Raw genomic sequence first — 26,841 nt, 5'->3', positions numbered from 1 at the left:
GCCTATTTCTTCAGCTGACCCAGATCGCGCACCGCGCCGGTATCGGCGGAGGTGACCAGGGCGGCATAGGCTTGCAGCGCCTTGGAGACATAGCGCTCGCGGTTCTTCGGCGTGTAGGCCTCGGTGCCACGATGGTCCTCGGCGGCGCGGCGTTCGGCGATCTCGCGGTCAGAGATGGCGAGATGGATGGTGCGGTTGGGGATATCAATCTCGATCAGGTCGCCGTCCTCCACCAGGGCGATCAGGCCGCCGGCTGCCGCTTCCGGCGAGGCGTGGCCGATAGAGAGGCCCGAGGTGCCGCCGGAGAAGCGGCCATCGGTCAGCAGGGCGCAGGCCTTGCCCAGGCCCTTCGACTTCAGATAGGTGGTCGGGTACAGCATTTCCTGCATACCCGGACCGCCCTTGGGGCCTTCGTAACGGATGACCACCACGTCGCCCTCGACGATCTGGTTGCCGAGGATGGCGGTCGTCGCCGAGTCCTGGCTTTCGAACACGCGCGCCTTGCCGGTGAACTTCCAGATCGATTCATCGACCCCGGCGGTTTTCACGATGCAGCCCTTTTCGGCGATATTGCCGTAAAGCACAGCCAGTCCGCCATCCTTGGTAAAGGCGTTCTCGACCGAGCGGATCACGCCGGTCTGGCGATTGCTGTCCAGCTCGTCCCAGCGCTTCGATTGCGAGAAGGCCTGCGTCGTGCGCACGCCGCCCGGCGCCGCCTTGAAGAATTCGGCCACCGAAGAATCGTTGGAGGATTTGATATCCCAGTGGGCCAGGGCCGCGGCCATGGACGGGCTGTGGACGGTCGGCTGTTCGCCATGGATCAGGCCGCCGCGGTGCAGTTCACCGAGGATGCCGACAATGCCGCCGGCGCGGTGAACATCCTCGATATGCACCTCCGAAGAGGCCGGCGCCACCTTGCAGATGCACGGCGTCTTGCGCGAAATCCGGTCGATGTCCTGCATGGTGAAATCGACGCCGGCTTCCTGAGCGGCGGCGAGGATGTGCAGCACCGTATTGGTCGAGCCGCCCATGGCGACGTCGAGCGTCATGGCGTTCTCGAAGGCTTCCTTGGTGGCGATGGAGCGCGGCAGAACCGAGGCGTCGTCCTGACCGTACCAGCGGTCGCACAGATCGACGATGGTGCGGCCGGCTTCGCAGAACAGGCGCTCGCGGTCAGAGTGGGTGGCCAGGGTCGTGCCGTTGCCGGGCAGGGAGAGGCCGAGCGCTTCGGTCAGGCAGTTCATCGAATTGGCGGTGAACATGCCCGAGCACGAGCCGCAGGTCGGGCAGGCGGCTTCTTCGACGGCCTGGACCTGTGCATCGGAAATGCGGTCGTCGCCGGCCTGCATCATGGCGTCGACCAGGTCGAGCGCGTGGGTCTTGGCCTTGCCGGTCTCATCCGGCCAGACCACCTTGCCGGCTTCCATCGGGCCGCCGGAGACGAAGATGACGGGGATATTGATGCGCAGGGCGGCATTCAGCATGCCCGGCGTGATCTTGTCGCAGTTCGAGATACAGACCATGGCGTCGGCGCAGTGGGCGTTGACCATGTATTCCACGCTGTCGGCGATGATGTCGCGCGAGGGCAGCGAATAGAGCATGCCGCCGTGGCCCATGGCGATGCCGTCATCGACCGCGATGGTGTTGAATTCCTTGGCGACGCCGCCGGCCTTCTCGATCTCGCGCGCCACCAGTTGGCCCAGATCCTTCAGGTGGACGTGACCGGGCACGAACTGGGTGAAGGAATTGACGACCGCGATGATCGGCTTGGAGAAGTCCTCGTTCTTCATGCCGGTGGCCCGCCAGAGCGCCCGCGCGCCCGCCATGTTGCGGCCGAAGGTGGTGGTGCGGGAACGTAAAGCGGGCATAATAGTTACCTGTGTAAGCAAATATAGGAGAAACAAGGCTTTGCGGGATGGGCTCTATATAGTCCTGATGCGATTTTAGGCAATGATTTTGTATCTGGGGCAGGAAAGTAAGACACCCCACCACCACATCTCACGCTTCGCGTTTGTGCGGTCCCCCTCTCCGAACAAGTCGGGGAGGTATAAGAAATCTGCACCTCCCCAGCTTGCTGGGGAGGGGGGCGCGCCCTTCTTAGGGCGTGGTGGTGGGGTGTCTTTCTTGATCCCGCCAGATCCAGCGCAGGATATCCGGCAGTAACGCGCCGCCTTGCTGGTCGGAATGGCCGCCATCGCCCCAGACGTATTTCAGGTCATAGCGCGCCGGGCCGAGGTGCCAGGTGTCGGCATTGGCATTGGCCCATTCCAGCGATTTCACCATCTGCTGGTTGGCCAGGAACCAGTTGCCATGCTCGTTATCGAGATCGTTCGAACCATCCTGCATGAAAATGCGCAAGGGCCGGATCTTCGACTTGCGGATCAGGCCGGGATAGGTGTCACCGCCGGGCACAAAGGGCGTGGTCGCCGTCGCCGGGTGCATGCCGATCGAGGTGTAGCTGCCGATCATGCTGATGACATTGCCAAAGGCCTCCGGATGGTTCCAGCTGACGGTAAAGGCGGCAATCGCTCCTGAGGACGTACCGCCGATCACGCGCTTCTTCGGATCGTTCGTAAACGCATAGCTCTTCGCCACCTCCGGCAGCAGCTCCTCGATCACCATCCTCCCGTAGTCATCGCTGACCGCATCATACTCCTCGGCGCGATGATCGGGATTGTTCATGCCGAGATTATCGGGATAGTGCTCGCTCACATTGCCGGGCGTGACAAAGACGCCCAGCGTCGGCGGGATATCGCCCCTGGCGATCAAGTTGTCCAGCACGGTATTGATGCGCAATGGCCCGCCCGGATTGAGCGCGCGCTGGCCATCCTGGAACACAAGCAAATTCGGTGGTGTGGCGGCATTATAACCCGCCGGCACATAGATCCAGTAGCGCCGCACCGTGCTGGCGAAGATCTGCGAATGAAATTCCAGCGGCCCGACCAGCTTACCATGCGCCACGGTCTGTATTTGAGAATCGGCGCTTAAAGGATAGTCGCCAGGCGTGCGCGGTTCTTCCGCCCAGGCGGGCAGGGCGAGGCACAGGGTAAGCGCAGCGGTCGCGAATATCTTCATGGTATTTCCCCCTTTATTATGCGCGTATGATAGGCCGTGGCAGGCCATTGGCAATATGGCAGGTGACGCTGGGGAATGGCGCGGCGTGCATCAGAGGGAGATTGTTGCGTTTTTTGTCGCGCAGAACTGCGGTTTTTCGGGATTTGGCGATTATTTGTGAAAATATTTACCCGAAATTTGCCAAATTAAGAAAAATAGTTTTGCTGCATCGCCGTAATAACTTGAATTGCCGAAAAATTTTTCCAAATTTTCCTTTGCAATTTGAAAAGAGTTCTGGCTATATGTGGATAACGCACCCATCCGGGGTAGCGCGGAGTTGAGTTATGACCAAGGCTTCGGCCATCGCCATTGCAAAGAACAAGACGCAAGAGCTTCGCGCTCTGGCGACCTCGTTCGTCATGGCCGTCATTGTATTCGACCTCGTATCGCTGCTTATTGGGGGCGTAGTACGCCCCATGCTTTCGGAGTGGTAGCGCAGGTTTAAACACCCGCACTAAAGAGGATACATCCTCCCGCTCCCCAACCGAGCGGGATTTTTTCGCACATCTCACTATCTGAACCGGAAGAGATTTTATCGTGACCATGCAGAGCCAGATCAATACGCAGACAGCCACCCCGTTCAAGGGTTCGGCCGCTGTAGTACGCGCTTCGCAGGACTTCGCCATTCTCCATGGTTCGTTGGCGCCTGCCGGCTGCGTTATCCGTCTTGAGGGGTTCACGAGCGAAGCTTACGATGGCCGCGCCCGCGTCTTCGAATCCGCCGGCGATGCCCTGGCGGCGGTCCATGCCGGCCGTATCCGCGATTGCGATATCGTTATCATCCGCCACGAAGGTGACATGGCCTACCGCGCTGACGATCTCGGCGATATCGATGCCGCTCTGGAAGGCGCGGGCATCGAGCGCGTCACCATCATCACGGACGGTCATATCGGCGCCGGCTCGGGTGCGATCATCGGCCAGGTCGCGCCGTCCGCCTCGGCGCGCGGCCCCATCGCCTATGTCAATGACGACGACATCATCCACATCGACATTGCGGCGCGCCGCATCGATATCCTCGCCGATATCGATATGCGTCGTGCCGCCAGGATGCAAAAGCCCGGTCAAAAGACCTTCGGCGCCGGCGCCCTGGAAAAATATGCCCGCATGGTGACTTCGGTCACCCGCGATGGTTCCTTTTAAACCTCAATACCCATACCTTGGAGACTACTGTGAAGATCTATACGAATGACGACGTTTCGCCTGACAGCCTGAAGGGTGAGCGCATCGCCATCATCGGTTACGGCAGCCAGGGCCGCGCCCATGCCCAGAACCTCCGCGATTCCGGCGCTGACGTCATCGTCGGTGTCCGCAAGGGCGGTTCCGGCTACGAAAAGGCCACCCATGACGGTCTGCAAACCGCCGAGATCGCCGACGCCGTCAAGGACGCGACCATCATCGCCATCCTGACGCCGGACATGAGCCACGCCGAGATCTATTCGAACATCATCGAAAAGCATGCGCCGCAAGGCGCCGCCCTGCTGTTCGCCCACGGCTTCTCGGTCCTCTACGGCCGCGTCGTCGCCCGTCCGGACCTTGACGTCATCCTCGTCGCCCCGAAGGGCCCGGGCGATCTCGTTCGTCGCGAATATCAGCGGGGCCGCGGCGTGCCGTCGCTGTTCGCCGTTGACCGCGACGTGACCGGCAATGCCGCCCGCAAGGCTCTGGGTTATGCCCGCGGCATCGGCGGCACCGTCGGCGGCGTCATCGAGACGACCTTCCGCGAAGAAACCGAAACCGACCTGTTCGGCGAACAGGCCGTTCTGTGCGGCGGCACCACCGAGCTGGTCCTGATGGGCTTCGAGACCCTGGTTGAGGCCGGCTACCGTCCGGAAATCGCTTATTTCGAAGTGCTGCACGAGCTGAAGCTGATCGTCGACCTGCTGTATGAAGGCGGCTTCGCCAAGATGCACTCCTTCGTTTCGGAAACCTGCAAGTACGGCGACCTGGTCTCCGGCCCGCGCATCATCAACAGCGAAACCCGCGAGCGCATGCGTGAAGTTCTGAAGGACATTCAGGACGCCACCTTCGCCCGTGAATGGATTCTGGAAAACCAGGCCGGCCGTCCGCGTTACAACTCGCTGATGAACACCGACCTGAACCACCCGATCGAAAAGGTCGGCAAGGATCTGCGCGGCCGCATGAGCTGGCTGCAAAACAAGGCCAATGTCGACGCGTAAGCGCTGACAACTACCTGCCTGGATTGGACGGGTTCAATCCAGTTACGGCGGCGGACCTAGGCGGGTCCGCCGCCACCTCCTTCTGATTTTCGAGTTTGATACGATGAGCAACCAACCGACAGGCGCACAACTGGTCATCTCCACGCTGAAGGCGCTGGGGGTCGAGACCGTGTTCGGTTATCCGGGCGGCGCCATCATGCCCATCTATGATGCCCTGGCCGGTTCCGGCCTGCAGCATATCCTGGTGCGCCATGAGCAGGGCGCGGCGTTTGCCGCTGACGCCTATGCGCGCGCCACCGGCAAGACCGGCGTCTGCATGGCCACCTCCGGTCCCGGCGCCACCAACCTGATCACCGGCATCGCCAATGCCTATATGGACAGCGTCCCGCTGGTCTGCATCACCGGCCAGGTCGCCACCCACCTGATGGGCACGGACGGCTTCCAGGAAGTTGATATCCTTGGCCTGACCCTGCCGATCGTCAAACACTCCTGGCTGGTCCGCAACGCCGCCGATATCCCGGCCATCCTGTCCGAAGCTTTCGCCATCGCCGCCGAAGGCCGTCCGGGCCCGGTCCTGGTTGATATCCCCAAGGACGTTGCCTCCAGCTTTGTCGCCGTTTCCGGCGCCGCCACCTTCCCGGAATGGACCGCGCCGGAGCCGGACGCCGCTGCCATCAAGGCCGCCGATAAGCTGATCGAGCAAGCCAAGCACCCGCTGTTCTATATCGGCGGCGGGGTTGAAATGGCCCACGCCTCGGCCGAGCTGCGCGCCCTGGTCGCCCGCACAGGCATCCCGGCGGTTTCGACGCTGAAAGGCCTGGGCACGATCCCGACCACCGACGATCTGTTCCTCGGTATGCTGGGTATGCACGGCACCCGCGCCGCCAATATCGCCGTCCAGGATTCGGACCTGCTGATCGTGCTGGGCGCGCGCTTCGATGACCGCGCCACCGGCAAGCTGAACGCCTTCGCGCCGAACGCCAAGATCATTCACGCCGATATCGATCCGGCCGAGATCAACAAGCTGCGCAAGGCGGACGTCGCCATTGTCGGCAACCTCAAGACCACCATCGAGAGCCTGAACCCCAAGGTTCAGGGGATTCAGAAGTGGGTCGAGAAGTGCAAGGCCGACAAGTGGGAATACCGCTTCAAGTACAATGCGCCGGGCAAGGGCATCTATGCGCCGGGCCTGCTGAAATCGCTGTCGGAAAAGGCCGGTGACAAGTTCATCGCCGCCTGTGACGTTGGTCAGCACCAGATGTGGGTGGCGCAGCACTGCGAGTTCGCCCACAACCGCGGCCACCTGACCTCCGGTGGTTCCGGCGCCATGGGCTATGGCCTGCCGGCCGGTGTCGGCGCCAAGCTGGCCCAGCCCGATCACCACGTCGTCACCATTTCCGGCGATGGCAGCTTCATGATGAACATTCAGGAGATGGCGACGCTCAATCGCTACAATATCCCCCTGAAGATCGTTCTTCTGGACAATTCCTCGCTCGGCCTGGTGCGCCAGTGGCAGGAACTGTTCTATCAGGAAAACTACAGTGAAATCGACCTGTCGGACAATCCCGACTTCGTCGAGGTCGCCCGCGCCTTTGGCCTGTCGGCGTTCCGCATCACCCATCGCCATGAGGTCGAAGGTGCGCTGGACAAGCTGCTGGCCGCCGAGGGTCCGACCCTGTTACATGTGTTAATTGATCCGCGCGAAAACGTCTGGCCCCTGGTTCCCCCCGGCGCCTCGAATGCGGAAATGATGGAGGAGCGTTGGGATGAGCCACTTGATTCATATTGAGCTGGATCGCCTGGAAGGCAGCCTCCTGCGAATTCTGGGCCTCGTCGAGCGGCGTGGGTTCAACATCGATGGGGCTGAACTCTACGATCTCGGCGAGGACAAGCGCGGCCTGTCTCTGACAGTGCGTCCGCGTGATCCGTCCCGCAACACGGATATTCTGGGCCTGCAGATCGATCGCCTCTACGGCATCAAGCGTCTGGCCAGTGATCCGCGGGGGGCTTCGGCGCCGGCAGCGAAGAGCAAGGTCAGCGCATGAACACTCAGGCGACAGCAGGACACAAGGGGATGAGGTATCGGGGCCGTGGTCGCGGCCCCGGCCAAGTATTTGGGTTGTTTTAAGCAAAATCCATCTTTTTGGCGCCTGTGAAAAGGCGTACAGAACTCCCCAATACGAACATATCAAGATTGCTGAACATGACAAAACTCGCTGACAAAATCTGGCTGAACGGTCAAATGGTTGCCTGGGAAGACGCCAAGGTCCACGTTCTGACCCACGCCCTGCACTATGGCACCTCCGTCTTTGAAGGCATCCGTGCCTACGACACGCCGAACGGCTCGGTCGGTTTTCGCCTGCGCGACCACCTGGTCCGCCTGGAAGATTCCGCCCGCATCTATGGCATCAAGATTCCCTACACGCTCGATCAGATGATTGCCGCCTGTAAGGACACGCTCACCGCCAACGGCCTGAAAAGCGCCTACTGGCGTCCGGTCGCCTTCCTCGGTGAAAACGGCCTCGGCGTCACGCCGAAGGGCGACAATATCAAGGTCGATTTCGCCGTCGCCGCCTTCCCGTGGGGCGCCTATCTCGGTGAAGAAGGCCTGCAAAAGGGCGTGGATGTCTGCATCTCGTCGTGGCAGCGCGCCGCGCCGAACACCATCCCGACCGCAGCCAAGATGGGCGGCAACTACCTGTCGTCCTACCTGATCGGCAAGGAAGCCCGCGGCCGTGGTTATGCTGAGGGTATTGGTTTGGGCACCGATGGCCGTCTGTCGGAAGGTGCGGGTGAAAACCTGTTCCTGATCATGAACGGCAAGATCCACACCCCGCCGGTCGCGGCCTCCATCCTGGGCGGCATCACGCGCGATTCGATCATCAAGCTGGCCAAGGCCGATGGCATCGAAGTCATCGAACAGGCCCTGCCGCGCGAGATGATGTATCTGGCCGACGAAATCTTCATGTGCGGCACGGCGGCGGAAATTACCCCGATCCGCTCTGTCGACGATATCCCCACCCGTGCCGCCGGTCCGGGCAAGGTCACAAAGCGGCTGATGCAGCTCTTCCACGGCCTGTTCAACGGCACCACGGAAGACCGCTTCGGCTGGCTGGACCCGATCCAGGCGCCCGTCCCGGCCGAGTAAAACCTTAAGTCCCCGAAAGGCTGATTGCGGTCTTTCGGGGCATACCCGCAAGAGAATAAGAGCCATGGCTAAATCGCTGTTTGAAAAAGTATGGGACGCGCACGTCGTCGAGCCGGAGGGCGCCAACAGCCCCGCCGTGCTCTATATCGACCTGCACCTGGTCCACGAAGTTACAAGCCCGCAGGCGTTTTCCGAACTGGAAGCGCGCGGCCTGAAGGTCCGTCGTCCGGACCGCACCTTCGCCACCCTGGACCACTCGATTCCCACCCTGCGCCCCGACGCCCAGGGCAATCGCCCCTACGTCACCAAGCAGGCGGAAATCCAGGTTCACACGCTTGAACAGAATGCCGCCAAGAACGGCGTGCGTCTCTTTGGCTATGACGCCGAAAACCGCGGCGTCGTCCACGTCATTGGGCCAGAAATGGGCCTGACCCAGCCGGGCTACACGGTGGTCTGCGGCGACTCACACACCTCGACCCACGGCGCCTTCGGCTGTATCGCCTTCGGCATCGGCACCTCGGAAGTCGGCCACGTTCTGGCCACCCAGTGCCTGGCCCAGCGCAAGCCCAAGACCATGCGCATCACCATCGACGGCAAGCTCCAGCCGGGCGTCACCGGCAAGGACGTCGCCCTGACCGTCATCGCCACGCTCGGCTTTTCGGGCGGCACTGGCTACGCGCTGGAATATGCCGGCCCGGTCATCGAGGCGCTGGACATGGAAGGCCGCATGACGGTCTGCAACCTCTCCATCGAAGCCGGCGCCCGTTGCGGCATGATCGCCCCCGACCAGAAGACGGTTGAGTGGCTGCGTGGCCGCCAGTATGTGCCGCAAGGCGAGGCCTACGATGCCGCCGCCGCTGAGTGGCTCAAGCTGAAGTCCGACGACGGCGCCACCTTCGACAAGGAAATCCGCATCGACGGCTCCGCCATCGAGCCGATGGCCACCTGGGGCACCAGCCCGGATCAGGGCGCCCCGATCGTCAAGGGCGTGCCGGTCGCGCACACGGAAGATGAAGAACGCGCTCTGAAATATATGGGCCTGCATGGCGGTGAAAGCCGTGATGTCGCCAAGGTCGATGTCGTCTTTATCGGCTCCTGCACCAACGGCCGCATGGCCGACCTGCGCGCCGCGGCTGAAATCTTCAAGGGCCGCAAGGTCGCCGAAGGCGTGCGCGCCCTCGTCGTGCCGGGTTCGGAATGGGTTCGCGTCGAGGCCGAAAAGGAAGGCTTGGACAAGATCTTCACCGAGGCCGGCGCCGAATGGCGTCTGCCGGGCTGCTCGATGTGCATCGCCATGAACGGTGACTTCGTCCTGCCGGGCCAGCTGGCCGTCTCGACCTCGAACCGTAACTTCGAAGGCCGTCAGGGCCCCGGTTCGCGCACCGTGCTGGCCTCGCCGGCCACCGCTGCCGCCTCCGCCATCGCCGGCCATGTGGCCGATCCCCGTCAATTCATGGCTCTGGAGTCTGCATAATGTCCAACCAGGAACCCGTAAACAGCTTCTCGTCGCGCATCGTCGTTCTGCCGGAAGCCAATATCGATACCGATCAGATCATTCCCGCCCGCTTCCTGACGACTACCACCAAGGCCGGTCTCGGCAAGGTGGCCTTCAATGACTGGCGCTACAATGCCGATGGCTCGAACAAGGATTTCATCCTCAACACCATCGACCCGACCGAGCACCGCGTGCTGGTGGCCGGCAACAACCTCGGCTGCGGCTCGTCGCGCGAACACGCGCCCTGGGCGCTGATGGATTACGGCTTCAAGGCCGTCATCTCGACCGAGATCGCCGACATCTTCAAGTCGAACTCGCTCAAGAACGGCCTGCTGCCGGTCGTGGTCGATCAGCCGACCTATGACAAACTGCTCAAGAACCCGCAGCAGCGCGTCACGGTCGATCTCGAATCCTGCGCCCTGACCCTGGAAGACGGCACCGTCTTCACCTTCCAGGTCGAGGAATTCGCCCGCCAGTGCCTGCTGGAAGGCGTGGACGCCATGGGCTGGCTGCAAAAGCGCCTGCCGCAAATCGAAGCTTACGAACAATCGCACGGAAAGGCCGCAGCCTGATGGGTACCTTCAATATCGTAGTCCTGCCGGGTGACGGCATCGGTCCCGAAGTCGCCGCCGCCGGCGTATCGGCCCTGAAGGTCATCGGCGAAGTCTATGGCCACACCTTCAATTTCGATGAAAAGCGTATCGGCGGCATCGCCATCGATACCGACAACAATCCGTATCCGGAAGAGACCGACAAGGCCTGTCTGGCGGCCGATGCTGTCTTGCTCGGCGCCGTTGGCGGCCCGAAGTGGGACCTCGGCAAGATGCGCCCGGAGCAGGGCCTGCTGGCCGTGCGCAAGTCGATGGGTCTGTTCGCCAATCTCCGCCCGATGGAGGTCAAGGCCTCGCAGGTGCACCGCTCGCCGCTGAAACGCGAAGTGGTCGAAGGCGCCGATATGCTGATCGTCCGTGAACTGACGGGCGGCCTCTATTTCGGCAAGCAGACCCGCACCGAAACCTCGGCCACGGACGAATGCGTCTACACGGTGGAAGAAGTCGAACGCGTCGCCCGCGTCGCCTTTGAAGCCGCCCGCAAGCGCCGCAACAAGGTGACCAGCGTCGACAAGGCCAATGTCATCGAGACCAGCCGCCTGTGGCGCGAAACCGTCATGAAGCTGCACAAGGCCGAATATTCCGACGTCGAGCTGGAGCATAACCTGGTCGACTCGATGGCCATGCACCTCGTCACCCGCCCGACCTCGTTCGACGTGGTGGTGACCGAGAACATGTTCGGCGACATTCTCTCCGACCTCGCCTCGGTCCTGCCGGGCTCGATCGGCCTGCTGGGCTCGGCTTCGCTGGGCACGTCGGGCAAGGGCCTCTACGAGCCGATCCACGGTTCGGCGCCGGATATCGCCGGCAAGGACCTCGCCAACCCGATCGGCACCCTGAAGTCGGTCGCCATGCTGCTGCGCTTCTCGCTCAACCTGCTGACAGAAGCTGACGCACTCGACGCGGCTATTGATACCATCGTTGAAAAGGGCGTGCTGACCAAGGATCTCGGCGGCACCGCTTCGGGCAGCCAGGTCTCGGCCGCCATCAATGACCAGATTCGCGCTGCCGCTGCCGTGGCCGCGTAATTCAGATACCTCGCAAAGGTAGAAACTGACCCCGTGAAGTTCGCTTCCGGGGTCTTTTTTATGGGATAAGCTCTGCCAGCCCGGCCTCATCCAGCCCCTCTATCTCGACCTGCTTGAGGCGCGCCGTATCGCCAGCCACGAGCGACAGCCGTGATTTCGGCAGTTTCAGGCTCTTGGCGAGAAAAGCGACCAGGGCTTCGTTGGCCCGCCCTTCGATGGGGGCGGCGCGGACACGGATTTTCAGGAAGCGCCGGCCCTTGTCGTCCTTGTCCCAGCCGTCGATGCGCTCGACGGAGGCTTTCGGCGTCAAGCGGACGAAAAGCTTAACCAATGAGCTGCTGCAGGGTCATGAAGGCCGGCGGCAGCAGGTAGATTTTGATGCCTTGGATGACAAGGAAGGCGACAATAAAGCTGATATCCAGCCCGCCCATTGGGGGGATAAAGGCGCGGAAAGGTGCCAGAATCGGCGTGGTAATCCGATCCAGCACATCGAGGATCATATAGACGCCGCGATTGCGAGTATTGATAATATTAAAGGCGACCAGCCAGCTCAGGATCGCTGAAAGCACAAGGGCCAGAATGATAATGCCGAACAGGCCATCAACGACGAAGTAAAGAAAACCTGCAATACCAACTGGCATATAGAACCCCTGACATGATCACGTCTGTGAATATAGGACATTCCCTATCGGTTACAAGTTAATGCCCGCTTGACAGGCGGCGAACTTGCCTTAATAAGACACCTCCGGACGGCACGGGGCTATAGCTCAGTTGGTAGAGCGCCTCGTTCGCAATGAGGAGGCCAGCGGTTCGAATCCGCTTAGCTCCACCACCGTACTGTCCGCATTCTCATAAAATTGCAGTTTATTAGTACCTGACGCGGCATTCGCTGTTGTTAGTAAGGCCACCGGCTGCGCGGCATAAACGAAGCGGTTTCTATGATTTCTACCCCTTGATATAGGGTAGGGGGGTATGTTATCTGCATTCTATGCATACGAAACGTGACAAGGACAAGCTGTTGGCCCGGGTGCGCCGCATCCGTGGGCAGGTTGAGGCGCTGGAGCGCAGTGTCGAGGCCGAGGCTGATAGCGAAAAAATCATGCACCTGATTGCCGGGGTGCGCGGCGCGGTCTCCGGGCTGATGGGAGAGGTCGTCGCCCATCATATCCAGTATCACATGACCGAGGACGACCGGCCGGACGTGCTGAAGCCGGAGGCCCGGCAGGCACTCATCGACGTTATTCATACCTATATAAAGTAGCCACTCATGACCGAATTCACCGACCTGCTGCAACAGGGCGCGGCCAGCGCCTGGCTGTTCATTCCCTCCGCCATCCTGCTGGGCGCTCTGCACGGGCTGGAACCCGGCCATTCCAAGACCATGATGGCGGCCTTCATCGTGGCGATCCGTGGCACGGTGTGGCAGGCGGTCCTGCTGGGGCTTTCGGCCACGCTGTCCCATACCCTGATCGTCTGGCTGATCGCCCTGGGCGGCCTGTGGGTGGGGCAAAGCTGGAACGCGGAAGCGACCGAACCGTGGCTGCAAGTGGCGTCGGCCATCATCATGATCGGTGTCGGGCTCTGGATGATCTGGCGCACCTGGCAGGGACAGCACGGCCATGATCACTACCCTCATGACCATGGTCACGATCACGGACACCAGCATCATCACGATCATGATCACCACCACCATCATGATCACGACCACGACCATTCCCATAACCACGACCACGGTCACCATCAGCCAGCAGGGGTGGCTGAGGGTTTTGCCGGCAGCGAGCCCTATGCCGATGCGCATGAGCGTGAACATGCCGAGGAAATCGAGCGCCGTTTTGCCGGCCAGACGGTCACCACGCCGCAGATCGTCCTGTTCGGCCTTACGGGCGGACTGATCCCTTGTCCGGCATCGATTACGGTCCTGCTGCTCTGCCTGCAACTGAAGCGGATCGCCCTGGGGGCCACGCTTGTGCTGTGCTTCAGCATCGGGCTGGCTCTGACCATGGTGGCGTCTGGCGTGCTGGCGGCGCTCAGCGTGCGCCATATCTCCAAGCGCTTCAAGGGATTCGGTCGACTGGCCAATCAGGCGCCCTATCTGTCCGGAGCGCTTATACTGCTGGTCGCCTGCTATGTGGGCTGGAGTGGCTTGCGCGCCCTGATCTGACGCGATCTCTCCTGACGCAATAAAGGCCTCACCCCAAAGGGCGAGGCCTTTATTGTTTTTAGGAAATTTGAGGACCGACCACTCGGGCCTGCCTCAATTATTTCACGCCCATCTTCTTCTGCAGTTCCGACGACGAGGTCGTGTACTGGAAGCGCAACTTCTTGTCCGGATAGACATAGCGGAAAGCCTGCTGCGCCATCAGGGCCGCCTCGTGGAAGCCCGAAAGGATCAGCTTCAGCTTGCCCGGATAGTAGTTGATGTCGCCGATGGCGAATATGCCCTTGGTCGAGGTCTCGAACTTCTCCGTATCGACCGGGATCAGATTCTCGTGCAGGTTCAGGCCGAATTCGGCCACGGGGCCCAGCTTCATGGTCAGGCCGAAGAAGGGCAGGAAAGCGTCGGCCGTGATGTGCGATTCCACGCCGTCCGCGTCCTCGATGGCGACCGATTCCAGGAAGTGGCCGGTCTCGCCCTTGAGTGCCGTGGCCTGGGCGATCACCAGGTCCATTTCGCCGGCGGCCACCAGTTCGCGCATCTTGGCGACCGAGTGCGGCGCGGCGCGGAAGTCGTCGCGGCGGTGGATCAGGGTGACGCGCTTGGCGATGGGCTGCAGATTCAACACCCAGTCGAGCGCGGAATCGCCACCGCCGGAAATGACGATCTCCTTGTCGCGGAAGGCTTCCATCTTGCGCACGGCGTAGTGGACACCCTTGCCGGCGCCCAGATTTTCAAAACCATCAATGCCGGGGATCGGCGGCTTCTTGGGCTGGAACGAACCGCCGCCGGCGGCAATCGCGATCGCCTTGGCGTAAACCACGGTCTTCTGGTCGGTAGTCACTTCCCAAAGGCCTTCGTGTTCGCCTTCCTCGACCTTGCGCACGCCCACGGCCATTTCGCCGAGGTGATACTTGGCGCCGAAGGGATGGATCTGTTCCAGCAGGCGCTTGGTCAGGTCATCGCCGGAAATGATCGGCCACGCCGGAATGTCATAGATCGGCTTTTCCGGATAGAGTTCGGCGCACTGGCCGCCGACCTTGTCGAGAATGTCGATCAGGTGGCACTTGATATCGAGCAGACCGAGTTCGAAAACGCTGAACAGGCCGACAGGCCCGGCGCCGATCACGACTACGTCCGTGGTCCAGGTTCCGCCGGCTTCCAGCGCATCAATGTGATGAAGCGGGTTGGCTTCGGTCATTTTTTTCTCCAGATCGTTTCAGGAATAGTTTTTTTAAACTGAAAGACGCTATAAAGAAGCGTCCGGTTAAGGGCAACTGAGGCTATATAGCCAAGTCGGGGTTTGTAGAATGTCGCGTGATCGTCTGCCGCCGCTGTCGGCGCTTCGAGTGTTTGAAGCCGCCGCCCGCCATGAGAGTTTCAAGCAGGCCGCGGAAGAGCTGTTCGTGACACCCGGTGCGGTGTCGCAACAGATCCGGCTGCTGGAAGAACATGTCGGGGTCGAACTGTTTGTGCGCGATGGCCGTCGCGTCGTGCTCAGCGATGCCGGCAAGGCCTCGGCGCAGATTCTGAAAGAAGCCTTCGAGAAGATGTTCGAGGCCACGCGTCTGATGAAGCAGGGGAATCAGAAGGGCCGCGTAACGGTTTCCGCCGCGCCCAGCTTCGCCGCCAAGTGGCTGATGCCGCGCCTTTATGACTTTAGCGCCGCTAACGAAGATATCGATGTCTGGGTTAGCGCCGATATGGCGCCCGTCGATTTCGCCGTCACGGATATCGACCTGGCCGTCCGCTATGGCAACGGGCACTACAGCGGGCTGAATGTCGAGCACCTGCTGGCCGAGGCCGTGGTGCCGGTGTGCTCGCCCCTGCTGTTCGAGGCTGCGCCGATCAGGAAGCCCGCCGATCTGAGCCACCACGTCCTGTTGCACGATGTCGGCGCCGAGACCGATCCGTCCTGCCCGGACTGGGCCATGTGGCTGAAGGCGCACGGCGTCGAGGGCGTCGATGCCACGCGCGGCCCGCGTTTCAACCAGTCGAGCATGGTCATCGAAGGGGCTGTCGCCGGCCGTGGCGTGGCCCTGGCCAAGCGCACGATTGCCGAGGCGGACCTGCAGGCCGGGCGTCTGATGGTGCTGTTCGATGAAAAGGATAAGCCGCTGGAATACGGTTACTATCTGGTCTGGCCGCAGACCCGCGAACCCAGCCCGGCGCAACTGCGCTTCATGGACTGGTTGCGCGCCGAGGCCAAACGTGTTGAAGGCGGTCCGAAGCCGCAGTCCGAACCGCCGGTTTTCGCGGCCATGGATATCTAAAGGCGAGGCCACTAGTCCGCCGCCATCCATGGCGGGACGGGCAAGCCCTTTTCGCGTAGGAAGGGCGGATTGAAGATCTTCGAGGCGTAGCGGTTGCCATAGTCGCACAGCACGGTGACGATGGTCTTGCCCGGTCCCAGATCCTTCGCCATCTTCATGGCGCCAACAATATTGAGCGCCGAAGAGGTGCCGAGGCACAGGCCTTCGTTCTCGATCAGGTCATAAAGCACGGGCAGCCATTCGGCGTCCGACACCTGATAGGAACGGTCAACCTTAATGCCTTCCAGGTTGGCGGTAATGCGGCCCTGGCCGATGCCTTCGGAGATCGAGGTGCCTTCGGATTTCAGCTCGCCGGTGGTGTAATAACTATGCAGGGCGGCGCCGAACGGATCGGCCAGGCCGATCTGGATGTCCGGATTCTGTCCCTTCAGATAGAGGCTCATGCCACCCAGCGTACCGCCGGAACCGACAGCGCAGATAAAGGCATCAAGCTTGCCGCCGGTCTGGTCCCAGACTTCCGGGCCGGTGCCTTCGATATGGGCGCGGCGGTTGGCGACGTTATCGAACTGGTTGGCCCAGATGACGCTTTCGCCGGCATCACGCAGTTCCTGCGCCAGCGTACCGGAATAGCGGACATAGTTGCCGGGATTGGCGTAGGGCAGGGCGTCGACCTCGATCAGTTCGGCGCCGAAAGCGCGGATGGCGTCCTTCTTTTCCTGCGCCTGGGTGCGCGGGATAACGATCTTGGTCTTGTAACCCAGGGCGTTGGCGACGAGGGCCAGGCCGATGCCGGTATTGCCCGCCGTGCCTTCGACAATGGTGCCGCCGGGCTTCAGCGTGCCGTCGGCTTCGGCGGCGCGGATGATCCACAGGGCGGCGCGGTCCTTGATCGACTGGCCGGGATTGAGGAACTCGGCCTTGCCGTAGATGTCGCAGCCGGTCGCCTCAGAGGCGGCCTTGAGGCGGATCAGGGGCGTGTTGCCGATCAGATCGACGACGGAATTTACGGTCTTGGCCATGGATGGAGTCCTTTTACGGGATGCGGCTTGCTACCAGATGCAGCCTTGCGACCCAAGCGATGGATTCTAAGCCGGCGATTTAGACATTCTGGTCAAGGGCGACAAGGAAAAGCTTTTGGCGATCACGGCTTTATGTCTATATGCCGCCAGTGCCAAACAGCTGGGCACAAGGTTTTGAGGATCAGGACAGGGCGCGAATGGCCGTTTTTACCCCCGTATCTCTGGAGGATGCCCGCGCCTATCTCAGCGCCTATGATATAGGCGAGCTGATCCATCTCGAAGGCATCGAGGAGGGGGTTTCCAACACCAATTTCAAGGTGGAAACGACCTCGGGCCTCTATGCCCTGACGCTCTTCGAGGCCGCCACGCCGGAGGACTCCCTGCCGTGGTTCATGGACTATACGCTCTATCTAGACCGCAAGGGCTATCCGGCGCCGGGACCGGCCCTGAAGCGCGACGGGCAATCGCTCGGGCGGATCAATGGCAAGCCGTGCGCTTTGATCAAATGGCTGCCCGGCCGCTGGCCGCGCAATCCCGATACTCGCCATGCCGCCTCGGCCGGCGAATATCTGGCGAAACTGCATCTGATGGGCGGTGATTTCCCGCAGGTCCGTGAAAACACCATGGGCATTGCCCACTGGGCAGGCCTGATAGACCGCTGTGAACCGCGCGCCGCTACGTCTCCGCGGGCACAGGAGATGCTGGCCGATTTCCGTGAGGAGCTGGCTTTTTTGCAGGCGCAGTGGCCTCAGCCCTCAAGCAGCGAAGCGGTAGGGCAAAAAAATGTTCTGCCAAAGGGCGCGATCCATGCTGACTATTTTACCGACAATGTGCTGATGAATGACGACGGCATCGTCACCGGCGTGATCGACTACTATTACGCTTGCACGGATTTTTATGCCTACGATCTGGCGGTATCGCTCAATGCCTGGGGCTTCACGCCGGGCGGCCAGCCGCAGCCGCAGATGATCTCGACCTTCATCAAGGCCTACCACGAAACGCGCCCGCTTTCGGAAGCCGAGATCAATGCCCTGCCGCTGTTCGCCCGCGGTTCGGCGGTGCGTTTTACCCTGACGCGACTTTACGATCTGCTGAACCACGACCCGTCATGGGTGGTAAAGCCAAAAGACCCCGAAGCCTTCTACCGCCGGCTCGATTACCATCGCGGCATCAAGACCGGGCATACCTACTTCTAGATGCGGCCTATGGCTGTGGTTAATTTATCACTTTATGTGGCTTTAATTCCATTTTTTGAATGTGCCTGTTGCGTCATGCAACGACATTCGGTATTCGGCTCTTGTCGTTGCTTTTGCAACGATGCTTTGGTGGCGTAGACAACGATTTCATCGCTGTTAACGAGGATGTCGCCGGTTCGAATCCGGCCGTGAGACATAGGTTTCGCGTAGCTCAGTCTGGTAGAGCACCGTTCGTTGTCGCTTGTTCCCCAAAGGTCTGCCGGTGGCGCAGATATCGCTTACTTCGTTTCAGGTACGTCCACGCGATATCGTTTCTTCCCCCGGATTCTGTTTTCTGTTCTTCGTGGCGACAGGCTTCGGATACATCGCTTTGAACGGTGGCCCGACCGTTATTTACGGGCCAATTCCGGGCCATCCATTCCCGGAGAGCGGAAAATAAATTGCAAAAGTTTGTTGCATTACGCAACAAGTTGCTGTAGTAACCGAATTGCCGCCGGGCAGGCCCGCACAGGGAACCATCCGGCGACAGGATCAAGTGGCGATAGACGGCGTTTTCCTCGTCTGGTTGAGGGGCTTAACGGCCCTCGGGTTCGAATCCCGGTTGCCTGAATTTCGGTTCAGGCGCTGACGCCGTCGCAGGTTCCCTTGATTTTTCACCGGTCGCAGTCGGGCAGCGTTTTAGCCCCTCCAGCCACCTACTGACACCGCGACCTTTGTCGCCCCAACCCCAGTATCCCGATGCAAGGCCTTCCGCACAGGGTGTGCGATGACGGCTGACTTGCGTTCAACATCACACAAGAAGGTGCCAGTCATGCGACTGAACATTTTTTCAAAGCGCCCTGTGATGACACATCAAGGGGCTCCCGCCGTAGCGATCTCGGCGGAACAGGCGCTGCGCCGTTCCGTCCTGTCGTGCCTGTTGTGGGAAAACGAATTTTACGAGGACGGTCAGTCGATCGCCGACCGCATTGCTGCCCTGGCGGCCGATGTTGCACCCGAAACGGTGGCAGCCCTGGCTATCGAGGCGCGTGAAAAGTTCAAGCTGCGCCATGCGCCGCTGATGCTGATCTGCGCCCTGGCGAAGACCGGCGGGCCTTTGGTTTCCGCAACCATCGAACGCGTCATTCAGCGTGCCGACGAACTGTCGGAGCTGGTGGCGATCTATTTCCGCAATGGCCGCAAGCCCTTGTCGAAGCAGATGAAGCTGGGCCTCGCCCGCGCTTTCGTCAAGTTCGACGCCTATGCCCTGGCCAAGTACGACCGAACGGGACCGGTGCGTCTGCGCGACGTGCTGTTCCTCTGCCACGCCAAGCCGAAGGACGCGGCGCAGGCCGACGACTGGAAGCATCTTGTCGAGGGCACCCTGTCCGCACCCGATACGTGGGAAGTGGCGCTTTCGGGTGGAGCGGACAAGCGCGAGACGTTCGAACGCCTTCTGACCGAACGCAAGCTCGGTTACCTGGCCCTGTTGCGTAACCTGCGCAACATGGATCAGGCCGGCGTCGATGAAGACCTCGTGCGTGAGGCGATCCTCGCGCGCCGGGGCGCCGATCGTGTCCTGCCCTTCCGCTATGTGGCGGCCGCGCGCGCAGCGCCCCGGTTCGAGCCTCATCTCGACCAGGCGCTGAGCGAAACCATCCTGGAAGGGCCTGTGTTCAGCGGCCGCACGCTTGTGCTGGTCGACGTCTCGGGCTCGATGGATGCGCGTCTCTCGGCGAAATCCGACCTGACGCGGATGGACGCGGCCGCAACCCTGGCCGCGATCATCCCCGGCGATGTGCGGGTCTTCACCTTCTCGCAAGAGGTCAGGGAAGTCCCCGCCCGTCGCGGCATGGCCGGTGTCGATGCGGTCGTGAAGTCCCAGCCTCACGGCGGGACTTACCTCGGTCAGGCGGTGACGAAGATGAATACGATCAAATGCGATCGTCTCATCGTCATCACCGACGAGCAGTCGCACGACAAGGTTCCCGATCCTGTGGCCGAAAAGGCCTACATGATCAACGTCGCTTCCGCCCGCAATGGCGTCGGCTACGGCAAATGGACCCACATCGACGGCTTCTCGGAAGCGGTCCTGACCTATATCCGCGAAAGCGAGGCGTAGGCGATGGACCCGGAGACACTGAGGCAATCGGCAATTCTTTTGTTCGGTGAGCGTGGCTGGCAGTCACGTCTCTCCGAGGCCTTGGGAGTTGACCGCTCTTCGGTGTCTCGCTGGTTCGCTGGCCTGCCGGTTCCCGGACCGGTGGCCGCGGCCGTCCGGGCCTGGCTCAAACTGTACGAACTGACCGGCGAAAAGCCGTTCGAAATAGATGATTTAATAGACAAGAATTAGCCTCACCGGCAATCTGGCCGGTGAGGCTGGAGGTGAGATATGCAAGTATTCGAAGGGGCCCGGGGTGGGCTTATCAAGGCATGGATCGATGGCGTGGCGGTGGAAGACGCCGCGCGCAAGCAGCTCGATAACATCGCGGCCATGCCGTTCATTCACAAGCACGTTGCCATCATGCCGGACGTTCACTGGGGCATGGGTGCGACCATCGGTTCGGTAATCCCGACCAAGGGGGCCATCATTCCGGCGGCCGTGGGTGTTGACCTGGGCTGCGGCATGATGGCTATCCGGACTACGCTGAAGGCGGCCGACCTGCCTGACAATCTGTCGGGTCTGCGGACCGCAATCGAGCAGCGGATTCCGCATGGCCGGACCGATAATGGCGGTCGCAACGACCGGGGCGCCTGGGGCGAATTGCCAGAGGCGCAGACCGACGTCTTCAAGGGGCTTGCCGGCGAATTGCAGAAGATTGTCGACAAGCACCCGAAGATTTCGCAATCGGCATCACGGGCAGCCAATCACCTGGGTACGCTCGGCACGGGCAACCACTTTGTCGAGGTCTGTCTCGATGAAAACGATGCCGTCTGGATCATGCTGCACTCCGGTTCGCGGGGGATCGGCAACCGGATCGGTTCATACTTCATCGAACGGGCCAAGCACGAGATGAAGCGGTGGTACATCAACCTGCCCGACGAAGACCTGGCCTATCTGCCGGAAGGGTCAGACCTGTTCGGCGATTATATGGGCGCGGTGTCGTGGGCGCAGCGGTTCGCGCGGGCCAACCGGGAACTGATGATGACGGCGGCGTTAGAAGCCCTGTCTGTATCGGTGCCCAAGCGGTTCACCTGCGACTGCGAGGCCGTGAACTGCCACCACAACTACGTGGCGCATGAACGGCATTTCGGTTCGGAGGTGCTGGTGACCCGGAAGGGCGCCGTGCGGATCACGCCGGAGACGCTTGGCATCATCCCCGGCTCGATGGGCGCCAAATCGTTCATCGTGCGGGGGATCGATGGCCAGGCGGCGGCCGAGGCCCTGTGTTCGTGTTCGCACGGCGCGGGACGGGCCATGTCGCGGGCGGAAGCAAAGCGGCGGTTCACTTTGGAAGACCACGCCCTGGCCACGGCCGGCGTGGAATGCCGGAAGGACTCCGAGGTGATTGACGAAACCCCGGCCGCCTACAAGGATATCGACGCGGTGATGAAGGCCCAGGCCGACCACGTCGAGATCGTCCATACCCTGAAGCAGGTGGTCTGCGTGAAGGGCTGAAAGAGAATGCCCGCGAGTGCGCTCGCGGGCATTTTTTGTTACAGGCCGCTCGGGACCAGCTGGCCGCCGCCGGGCAGGGGGATGGTCTGCTCTTTCAGCGACGGGTTGCGGAATTTGTCGTAGCTCAGTGTATGGCCCTGGCTGTTGATTTGTGACGGATCAGCCATCAGCTTGCCGACACTGGAATCGTCCGTCAGGGTCCAGGTGCTGGTCGGGTCGAGCATGACGTCGGTATTGCGCGTCGCCTTGCCGGTCAGGTGCGAGCCTTCGCTCAAATTCACGGCGATATGGCTGATGGCGTCGGTGACGAAATCGCCGGTCAGGGTCTGGCGATGGGCGTCGATCGTGACGTCGCCGCCATTGCGGCCGAGATCGCCCCACTGGTCCGCCGCCGCCTTGGCGATCACGCCTGTGCCGCTGCTGATATCGACCGAATCCAGCTGGATACGGGTGCGGATATTGGTGACGTAGAAGACCGCCTTGCGGCCGGACAGCTTGCCACCCGTCCAGGAGAAACCTGCGCCGCCTGGACCTCCTGGCGGACCGCCCGGCGATGGGCCCATCATGTCGGTAATCGGGCGCATGCCGGCGCCCTTGGGCTTGTCCGGATCATCTCCGTCAGGCGCGCCCCCGCCCGGAGAACCGCCCGGAGAACCGCCCGGAGGGCCGCCACGTCCGCCCGGAGGTCCGCCTTGGGGACCGCCCATGGCGCCGGGGGCCTGGGACATGGCGACAACGGGGGCTTCGTAGAGCATGACCCCGTAATTACCGCCCGAAAGCGTGCTGCCGGTAAAGGAGATGCGATGTATGCCGGTCACGGCCAAACCATCGGAGCGGATAGCCGAAGCGGTAATGCCCGTAGCTTCCAGATCGGTGGCCATGAAAATAGCTGGAGAGAGGGGCCCCTGTGTGGTGAAGCTGCTGCCTTCGATCCGTACGGGACGGGCCTGGGCAGCCGCCGACAGGGCGGCGGCATGGTCTGAGGTCGTGCTTACCGTCACATTGCGCGCGTTCAACTCGGCCCCTGCACGCACTTCAACCCCATAGGCGCCGGTGCCGAAGGTCGACAGCACGGTATCGACCAGGCTGAGGGATGAACCGTCGCTGTTGACATAGGCGCCATTGGCACCCTGCCCGGTGCTGGTGATATGGCCGCCGGTCATCTGCACATGGGTGCCCGTGTCGATCAGCAGGGCGGAGTTGATGCCGTAGTCATGGCTGTCTGAAACCAGTGCAGCGGCTCCGGTCGTCGAGATGTCGACCTTGTCGATAGTGATCTGAGAACCGCGTGTCAGGTAAATGCCCGACACATCGTTTTGGTCGGAGGTTACCTTGCCATTACTCAGAGCCTTGGCGGCGCTGGCCAGATTGACCATGCCTTTCAAACGCATCGAAACAGGCACGATGGCGGCTGCCGGGCGGGTATCCACCGGCTTTTCTTCAGTCGGCGATCCGCCGCTACCGCCACCGGGAGGAGCGCCACCACCGCCCATGCCACCACCACCACCCATGCCACCGCCCATGCCGCCGCCCATCTGGGCAAAGGCGGCTGAGGTCAGCACGAGGCCCAGGGCCGTAGCCAAGGCCGTCGTGAGAAGGTAGGTTGTGCGCATGTATAACCCCCGGGTAAGCCCCTGTTACGAAAGAGTCCGCTTAGCAAGGGACTGGGGCAAGAGTTTGCAGCGATTATATCAGCAGCGCAATCAATTATGCGCGAAGGCCTTTACCGCTTCCAGCGCCGCGAATTCGTCATTGCGGATCGCCGTGATGGTTTCCGTCTGGCCGTGCAGCTTTTGAATGGCCTCCGGCACTTCGGGCGCAAAGCCGAGCGCCTTCGTCACGAAGTCCGGGAACTTGGCGGCGTGGGCGGTTGAGAGCGCGATGATCGGCTGGCCGTCATTTCTTTTGAGTGCAGCGGCGACCGCCACAGCGGTGTGCGGGCAGATGACCTTACCCCATTTTTCGTGGGCGTATCTGATAGTCTGCGCGGTCTCTTCTTCGCTGATCGTGGACGCAGTGACCTGGGCGCGCAGGGCGTCCTGCAGGTCGCCTGAGAGATGGACATTGCCGGTGGCGCTGAAATTGTCGAACACGCCCTTGGTGCCTTCGGCCGAGCGGTTCGACGCTTCGAACACCAGCCGCTCGAAGTTCGATGGCGCCTGCACATCCATCGAGACCGAAGCCGTCTCGACCGCCTGGTGGCGGACATAGTGGCCGGTGTTGATGGCTTGCGCCAGGGCGTCATTGCGATTCACGGCGGCATGGATATGACCGACATTGCCGCCGATCTTGCGCCCGACCCAGCCAGCGAAGGCATCGCCAAAATTGCCGGTCGGCACCACGAATTCCGGCTTTTCTGTACCGGAAGCGGCGGCGGCGGCCAGATAATAGGGCACCTGACCCAGCAGACGGCCCCAGTTGATCGAATTGACCGACGAGATCAGGCCGTTTTGTTTCAGCTCTTCTTCGCCCAGCAGGCGCTTGACCATGCGCTGGCAATCATCGAAATCGCCTTCGACGCCGATATTGAGGACGTTATCGGCCTGCACGGTCGTCATCTGCAGGCGCTGTACCGGTGAAACGCGGCCAAGCGGGTGGAATACCACCAGCCTGACATGTTCCGAGCCCGCGAAAGCGCGCACGGCGGCGGCCCCCGTATCGCCCGAAGTGGCAGTGACCAGGGTCAGCTTCTCGCCGGTTTGAGCCAGGGCGGCATCGGTCAGGGGGGCGATCATCTGCATCGCCATGTCCTTGAAGGCGAGCGTCGGGCCATGCCACAGTTCGAGAATCCACAGATTGTCCTCGACCTGGACCAGCGGCGTCTGGCCGGCCTCGTTGAGGAAGGCGGCCCTGGTGCGGGCGGCGGCCTTTTGCACGGCCTCTGTGCCCAGCACGTCGACGCCGAACAGGGTCAACAGCTTTTCGGTGAGTGTGCCATAATCGCCGGCTGAGGCGGTGGCGAGATCGAAATTGGCGGCTGGATAGGTCTCCGGCACATAGAGGCCGCCATCGGGAGCGAGGCCATCGAGCAGGGCGCCGGCGAAGGTGCGGGGCGCGTTAAATCCGCGAGTGCCTATATAGTTCATTTTGTTACCGAATTTGCCAAAAGACGTAAGGACTTGCGCAAACGCGCGCATTGCCGTTAAGAAGCGCGCGAGTTAACATCTAAAACGCCTGAGATAAAGACCTTCATGTCCTCCGACGCCATTAAATCGCTGCCCGATGTGCTGGTTTCGGCGAAGCGCATCACCATCAAGGTCGGTTCGGCCCTGGTGGTCGATGCCCAGTCGGGCGTGGCCGATGCGGCCTGGATGCGCGGCCTTGCGGAAGATATCGCCGCCCTGATGGCTGACGGCAAGGCGGTCCTGCTTGTTTCATCCGGCGCCGGGGCGCTCGGCCGCCGCTATCTTGGTCTTAATCGCAAGAAGTTGAAGCTCGATGAGAAACAGGCCGCCGCCGCCGCCGGGCAGCCGCGCCTGATGAGCGCCTGGGAAGAGGCCTTCCAGACCTTCGGGCTGAAAACCGCGCAGGTCCTGCTGACGCGAGAGGATACTGAAAAACGCCGCCGCTGGCTGAATGCCCGCGCCACCATAGACACGCTGTTCGACCTGGGGTGCGTGCCGATCGTCAACGAAAACGACACGGTGGTGACCGAGGAAATCCGTTACGGCGACAATGACCGTCTGGCGGCGCGGGCCGCGCAGCTGGTGCGTTCCGAGGCGCTGGTCCTGCTGTCGGATATAGATGGTTTGTACACGGACGATCCGCGTCGCAATGCCGCCGCCGAACACATTCCGCTGGTCGAAAAGCTCGATGCCTCGATCGAGGCCATGGCCGGCGGGGCCAATGCGCAGGCGGGCGTCGGCACCGGCGGCATGGCCACCAAGATCGCCGCCGCCCGCATCGCCGGATCGGCTGGCTGCGCCACGATCATCACCTCCGGCCAGACGATCCGGCCGCTGTCCAACATGGCGCGGCTTACGGTGATCAAGCCGCAGGCCTCGGCCAGTGCGGCCTACAAGGCCTGGATCGCCGGGACGGTCGTACCGGCGGGCAAGCTGATGCTGGATGACGGGGCGGTGCGTGCCCTGCGCAATGGCAAGAGCCTGTTGCCTTCGGGGATTGTCGAGGTCACGGGCCAGTTCGACAAGGGGGACAGCGTCTCCATCGTCACGCCGGCGGGCGAGGAGGTGGCGCGCGGGATCGTCACCTATTCCGCCGAGGCCATCCGCGCCATTCGCGGCCGCGGCAGCCATGACATCGAAAGCATTCTGGGCTACACATCGGGGGATGAAGTGATCCATCGGGACGATATGGCGCTCGTCTGAAACGCAGGAGGGGGTGACATGCGTCCGCATATGGAACGGGAAAACCTGGCGGCTTTTGAACGCTTTGTCGCACGATCACGCGTATATCTCGAATATGGTTCGGGAGGCAGCACCGTCCATGTGGCCAGCCACACGAAGGCCGATGTCCTGATTTCCGTCGAATCCGACCCGGCCTGGGTGGAGAAGGTGCGTGATGCCCTTAAGGATTTCGGCGCTTCCGGCATGGATACGCGTTTACATCTTGAGTTCTGCGACGTCGGGCCGGTCGGCGCCTGGGGCAACCCCATCGATATCAGCGGCCATGCCCGTTATCATGACTATATCAGTCGGCCGTGGCGGCGTGCGGCGGAACTGGCCGTCGCGCCGGATACGGTATTGATCGACGGACGCTTCCGCGTGGCCTGTTTCCTTTACAGTCTGATCTGTGCGGAACCGGGCACGACCATTCTGTTCGATGACTACATGGTGCGCCCGGAATATTTTGTGGTCGAAACCTTCTGCGCCCGTCGTGAGTCTTACGGTCCCCTGGCGGTCTTCGAGGTCACCAAAACATTCGATCTGCCGCATCTGGTGGCGCAGCTGATGGCCTATTCGCAGACGGCTGTCGACCGGCTGGATTAAGGCAGCACTCAAGACCGTCCACCAACATAATATCTCATGAAACGGTCGTAATTCGCAGCGTTTGCGCTATATAGCCCT

Annotated in this window: 26 protein-coding genes and 1 tRNA gene; 19 read left to right on the top strand and 8 right to left on the bottom strand. The window is 61.7% G+C overall.

Features of this window, described 5'->3' with window-relative positions:
* Positions 1–2: 2 nt before the first annotated feature.
* On the bottom strand, positions 3–1,868 hold the full coding sequence (gene ilvD, locus QM647_RS03100) for a dihydroxy-acid dehydratase (protein ID WP_414994005.1): 1,866 nt from the start codon (positions 1,866–1,868) through the stop codon (positions 3–5).
* 229 nt (positions 1,869–2,097) lie between these two features.
* Positions 2,098–3,075: an alpha/beta hydrolase gene (locus QM647_RS03095; protein WP_414994004.1), complete on the bottom strand. Its 978-nt coding sequence runs from the start codon at positions 3,073–3,075 to the stop codon at positions 2,098–2,100.
* A gap of 323 nt (positions 3,076–3,398) precedes the next feature.
* Here QM647_RS03095 and QM647_RS03090 point away from each other — a divergent pair, with 323 nt between their 5' ends.
* The 9 genes from QM647_RS03090 (at position 3,399) to leuB (ending at position 11,573) form a co-directional block, all read left to right on the top strand.
* Positions 3,399–3,548, top strand: coding sequence for a hypothetical protein (locus QM647_RS03090; protein ID WP_414994003.1), 150 nt, complete (start codon positions 3,399–3,401; stop codon positions 3,546–3,548).
* A 109-nt stretch (positions 3,549–3,657) separates the two neighbouring features.
* A complete protein-coding gene (locus QM647_RS03085; RefSeq protein ID WP_414994557.1) occupies positions 3,658–4,254 on the top strand; it encodes a dihydroxy-acid dehydratase in 597 nt (198 codons plus the stop codon).
* A gap of 29 nt (positions 4,255–4,283) precedes the next feature.
* Positions 4,284–5,291, top strand: coding sequence for a ketol-acid reductoisomerase (gene ilvC, locus QM647_RS03080; RefSeq protein WP_414994002.1), 1,008 nt, complete (start codon positions 4,284–4,286; stop codon positions 5,289–5,291).
* 103 nt (positions 5,292–5,394) lie between these two features.
* On the top strand, positions 5,395–7,080 hold the full coding sequence (gene ilvG, locus QM647_RS03075) for an acetolactate synthase 2 catalytic subunit (protein WP_414994001.1): 1,686 nt from the start codon (positions 5,395–5,397) through the stop codon (positions 7,078–7,080).
* Positions 7,058–7,336, top strand: coding sequence for an ACT domain-containing protein (locus QM647_RS03070; RefSeq protein WP_090649656.1), 279 nt, complete (start codon positions 7,058–7,060; stop codon positions 7,334–7,336). Before ilvG ends, QM647_RS03070 begins: the two co-directional genes overlap by 23 nt.
* A gap of 158 nt (positions 7,337–7,494) precedes the next feature.
* Positions 7,495–8,439, top strand: coding sequence for a branched-chain amino acid transaminase (locus tag QM647_RS03065; protein ID WP_414994000.1), 945 nt, complete (start codon positions 7,495–7,497; stop codon positions 8,437–8,439).
* A gap of 64 nt (positions 8,440–8,503) precedes the next feature.
* Positions 8,504–9,913, top strand: coding sequence for a 3-isopropylmalate dehydratase large subunit (gene leuC / locus QM647_RS03060; RefSeq protein ID WP_414993999.1), 1,410 nt, complete (start codon positions 8,504–8,506; stop codon positions 9,911–9,913).
* The gene (gene leuD, locus QM647_RS03055; RefSeq protein ID WP_414993998.1) at positions 9,913–10,506 is read left to right on the top strand and encodes a 3-isopropylmalate dehydratase small subunit; all 594 of its coding nucleotides are present in this window, start codon (positions 9,913–9,915) and stop codon (positions 10,504–10,506) included. The genes leuC and leuD overlap by 1 nt, the downstream gene beginning before the upstream one ends.
* Entirely contained in the window at positions 10,506–11,573 is a 1,068-nt protein-coding gene (leuB, locus tag QM647_RS03050) for a 3-isopropylmalate dehydrogenase (RefSeq protein ID WP_414993997.1), read from the top strand. Before leuD ends, leuB begins: the two co-directional genes overlap by 1 nt.
* Positions 11,574–11,631: 58 nt before the next feature.
* Here the strand turns inward: leuB and QM647_RS03045 are convergent, their stop codons facing one another.
* Together QM647_RS03045 and QM647_RS03040 are read right to left on the bottom strand one after the other, a co-directional pair.
* Entirely contained in the window at positions 11,632–11,904 is a 273-nt protein-coding gene (locus tag QM647_RS03045; protein WP_414993996.1) for a DUF167 domain-containing protein, read from the bottom strand.
* Complete coding sequence (locus QM647_RS03040; RefSeq protein ID WP_414993995.1) at positions 11,897–12,214, bottom strand: YggT family protein; 318 nt, start codon at positions 12,212–12,214, stop codon at positions 11,897–11,899. Before QM647_RS03040 ends, QM647_RS03045 begins: the two co-directional genes overlap by 8 nt.
* A 115-nt stretch (positions 12,215–12,329) precedes the next feature.
* Here QM647_RS03040 and QM647_RS03035 point away from each other — a divergent pair.
* The 3 genes from QM647_RS03035 (at position 12,330) to QM647_RS03025 (ending at position 13,734) form a co-directional block, all read left to right on the top strand.
* A tRNA-Ala gene (locus tag QM647_RS03035) sits at positions 12,330–12,405 on the top strand.
* A gap of 156 nt (positions 12,406–12,561) precedes the next feature.
* Positions 12,562–12,834: a metal/formaldehyde-sensitive transcriptional repressor gene (locus QM647_RS03030; RefSeq protein ID WP_414993994.1), complete on the top strand. Its 273-nt coding sequence runs from the start codon at positions 12,562–12,564 to the stop codon at positions 12,832–12,834.
* A gap of 6 nt (positions 12,835–12,840) precedes the next feature.
* The gene (locus tag QM647_RS03025) at positions 12,841–13,734 is read left to right on the top strand and encodes a nickel/cobalt efflux transporter (RefSeq protein WP_414993993.1); all 894 of its coding nucleotides are present in this window, start codon (positions 12,841–12,843) and stop codon (positions 13,732–13,734) included.
* A 97-nt stretch (positions 13,735–13,831) separates the two neighbouring features.
* On the opposite strand, the gene QM647_RS03020 is transcribed toward QM647_RS03025, so the two are convergent.
* Positions 13,832–14,929 carry an NAD(P)/FAD-dependent oxidoreductase gene (locus tag QM647_RS03020; RefSeq protein ID WP_414993992.1) on the bottom strand — a complete coding sequence of 366 codons (1,098 nt, stop codon included), beginning with the start codon at positions 14,927–14,929 and terminating at the stop codon, positions 13,832–13,834.
* A 109-nt stretch (positions 14,930–15,038) separates the two neighbouring features.
* On the opposite strand from QM647_RS03020, the gene gcvA reads away from it, so the two are divergent.
* Positions 15,039–16,001, top strand: coding sequence for a transcriptional regulator GcvA (gene gcvA / locus QM647_RS03015; protein WP_414993991.1), 963 nt, complete (start codon positions 15,039–15,041; stop codon positions 15,999–16,001).
* Positions 16,002–16,012: 11 nt separating this feature from the next.
* On the opposite strand, the gene QM647_RS03010 is transcribed toward gcvA, so the two are convergent.
* A complete protein-coding gene (locus QM647_RS03010) occupies positions 16,013–17,020 on the bottom strand; it encodes a cysteine synthase A (protein WP_414993990.1) in 1,008 nt (335 codons plus the stop codon).
* Between the two features lie 197 nt (positions 17,021–17,217).
* Between QM647_RS03010 and thrB the strand changes: the two genes are divergently transcribed.
* The 4 genes from thrB (at position 17,218) to QM647_RS02990 (ending at position 21,814) form a co-directional block, all read left to right on the top strand.
* Positions 17,218–18,216, top strand: a complete 999-nt coding sequence (gene thrB / locus QM647_RS03005) for a homoserine kinase (protein ID WP_414993989.1) — start codon at positions 17,218–17,220, stop codon at positions 18,214–18,216.
* Positions 18,217–19,060: 844 nt separating this feature from the next.
* Positions 19,061–20,317, top strand: a complete 1,257-nt coding sequence (locus tag QM647_RS03000; protein ID WP_414993988.1) for a TROVE domain-containing protein — start codon at positions 19,061–19,063, stop codon at positions 20,315–20,317.
* Between the two features lie 3 nt (positions 20,318–20,320).
* Positions 20,321–20,548, top strand: coding sequence for a hypothetical protein (locus tag QM647_RS02995; RefSeq protein WP_414993987.1), 228 nt, complete (start codon positions 20,321–20,323; stop codon positions 20,546–20,548).
* Positions 20,549–20,587: 39 nt separating this feature from the next.
* The gene (locus QM647_RS02990; protein ID WP_414993986.1) at positions 20,588–21,814 is read left to right on the top strand and encodes an RtcB family protein; all 1,227 of its coding nucleotides are present in this window, start codon (positions 20,588–20,590) and stop codon (positions 21,812–21,814) included.
* Between the two features lie 38 nt (positions 21,815–21,852).
* On the opposite strand, the gene QM647_RS02985 is transcribed toward QM647_RS02990, so the two are convergent.
* Together QM647_RS02985 and thrC are read right to left on the bottom strand one after the other, a co-directional pair.
* On the bottom strand, positions 21,853–23,427 hold the full coding sequence (locus tag QM647_RS02985; protein WP_414993985.1) for a hypothetical protein: 1,575 nt from the start codon (positions 23,425–23,427) through the stop codon (positions 21,853–21,855).
* 90 nt (positions 23,428–23,517) lie between these two features.
* Positions 23,518–24,900, bottom strand: a complete 1,383-nt coding sequence (thrC, locus tag QM647_RS02980) for a threonine synthase (protein ID WP_414993984.1) — start codon at positions 24,898–24,900, stop codon at positions 23,518–23,520.
* Positions 24,901–25,005: 105 nt separating this feature from the next.
* On the opposite strand from thrC, the gene proB reads away from it, so the two are divergent.
* Positions 25,006–26,142 carry a glutamate 5-kinase gene (gene proB / locus QM647_RS02975; protein ID WP_414993983.1) on the top strand — a complete coding sequence of 379 codons (1,137 nt, stop codon included), beginning with the start codon at positions 25,006–25,008 and terminating at the stop codon, positions 26,140–26,142.
* 18 nt (positions 26,143–26,160) lie between these two features.
* The gene (locus QM647_RS02970) at positions 26,161–26,763 is read left to right on the top strand and encodes a hypothetical protein (protein ID WP_414993982.1); all 603 of its coding nucleotides are present in this window, start codon (positions 26,161–26,163) and stop codon (positions 26,761–26,763) included.
* Positions 26,764–26,841 lie beyond the last annotated feature (78 nt).

Origin of the sequence: Asticcacaulis sp. (genome assembly GCF_047605585.1) — a bacterium.
Classification (GTDB): Bacteria; Pseudomonadota; Alphaproteobacteria; order Caulobacterales; family Caulobacteraceae; genus Asticcacaulis.
Note: the sequence above shows the minus strand (reverse complement) of the source record. Positions and strands in the feature narration are given on the sequence as shown.

What these genes read in the sequence shown, in the direction of transcription:
- ilvD (WP_414994005.1), bottom strand. Translation starts at nt 1,868, where the DNA reads ATGCCCGCTTTACGTTCCCGCACCACCACCTTCGGCCGCAACATGGCG.
- QM647_RS03095 (WP_414994004.1), bottom strand. Translation starts at nt 3,075, where the DNA reads ATGAAGATATTCGCGACCGCTGCGCTTACCCTGTGCCTCGCCCTGCCC.
- QM647_RS03090 (WP_414994003.1), top strand. Translation starts at nt 3,399, where the DNA reads ATGACCAAGGCTTCGGCCATCGCCATTGCAAAGAACAAGACGCAAGAG.
- QM647_RS03085 (WP_414994557.1), top strand. Translation starts at nt 3,658, where the DNA reads ATGCAGAGCCAGATCAATACGCAGACAGCCACCCCGTTCAAGGGTTCG.
- ilvG (WP_414994001.1), top strand. Translation starts at nt 5,395, where the DNA reads ATGAGCAACCAACCGACAGGCGCACAACTGGTCATCTCCACGCTGAAG.
- QM647_RS03070 (WP_090649656.1), top strand. Translation starts at nt 7,058, where the DNA reads ATGAGCCACTTGATTCATATTGAGCTGGATCGCCTGGAAGGCAGCCTC.
- QM647_RS03065 (WP_414994000.1), top strand. Translation starts at nt 7,495, where the DNA reads ATGACAAAACTCGCTGACAAAATCTGGCTGAACGGTCAAATGGTTGCC.
- leuC (WP_414993999.1), top strand. Translation starts at nt 8,504, where the DNA reads ATGGCTAAATCGCTGTTTGAAAAAGTATGGGACGCGCACGTCGTCGAG.
- leuD (WP_414993998.1), top strand. Translation starts at nt 9,913, where the DNA reads ATGTCCAACCAGGAACCCGTAAACAGCTTCTCGTCGCGCATCGTCGTT.
- leuB (WP_414993997.1), top strand. Translation starts at nt 10,506, where the DNA reads ATGGGTACCTTCAATATCGTAGTCCTGCCGGGTGACGGCATCGGTCCC.
- QM647_RS03040 (WP_414993995.1), bottom strand. Translation starts at nt 12,214, where the DNA reads ATGCCAGTTGGTATTGCAGGTTTTCTTTACTTCGTCGTTGATGGCCTG.
- QM647_RS03030 (WP_414993994.1), top strand. Translation starts at nt 12,562, where the DNA reads ATGCATACGAAACGTGACAAGGACAAGCTGTTGGCCCGGGTGCGCCGC.
- QM647_RS03025 (WP_414993993.1), top strand. Translation starts at nt 12,841, where the DNA reads ATGACCGAATTCACCGACCTGCTGCAACAGGGCGCGGCCAGCGCCTGG.
- QM647_RS03020 (WP_414993992.1), bottom strand. Translation starts at nt 14,929, where the DNA reads ATGACCGAAGCCAACCCGCTTCATCACATTGATGCGCTGGAAGCCGGC.
- gcvA (WP_414993991.1), top strand. Translation starts at nt 15,039, where the DNA reads ATGTCGCGTGATCGTCTGCCGCCGCTGTCGGCGCTTCGAGTGTTTGAA.
- QM647_RS03010 (WP_414993990.1), bottom strand. Translation starts at nt 17,020, where the DNA reads ATGGCCAAGACCGTAAATTCCGTCGTCGATCTGATCGGCAACACGCCC.
- thrB (WP_414993989.1), top strand. Translation starts at nt 17,218, where the DNA reads ATGGCCGTTTTTACCCCCGTATCTCTGGAGGATGCCCGCGCCTATCTC.
- QM647_RS03000 (WP_414993988.1), top strand. Translation starts at nt 19,061, where the DNA reads ATGACACATCAAGGGGCTCCCGCCGTAGCGATCTCGGCGGAACAGGCG.
- QM647_RS02995 (WP_414993987.1), top strand. Translation starts at nt 20,321, where the DNA reads ATGGACCCGGAGACACTGAGGCAATCGGCAATTCTTTTGTTCGGTGAG.
- QM647_RS02990 (WP_414993986.1), top strand. Translation starts at nt 20,588, where the DNA reads ATGCAAGTATTCGAAGGGGCCCGGGGTGGGCTTATCAAGGCATGGATC.
- QM647_RS02985 (WP_414993985.1), bottom strand. Translation starts at nt 23,427, where the DNA reads ATGCGCACAACCTACCTTCTCACGACGGCCTTGGCTACGGCCCTGGGC.
- thrC (WP_414993984.1), bottom strand. Translation starts at nt 24,900, where the DNA reads ATGAACTATATAGGCACTCGCGGATTTAACGCGCCCCGCACCTTCGCC.
- proB (WP_414993983.1), top strand. Translation starts at nt 25,006, where the DNA reads ATGTCCTCCGACGCCATTAAATCGCTGCCCGATGTGCTGGTTTCGGCG.
- QM647_RS02970 (WP_414993982.1), top strand. Translation starts at nt 26,161, where the DNA reads ATGCGTCCGCATATGGAACGGGAAAACCTGGCGGCTTTTGAACGCTTT.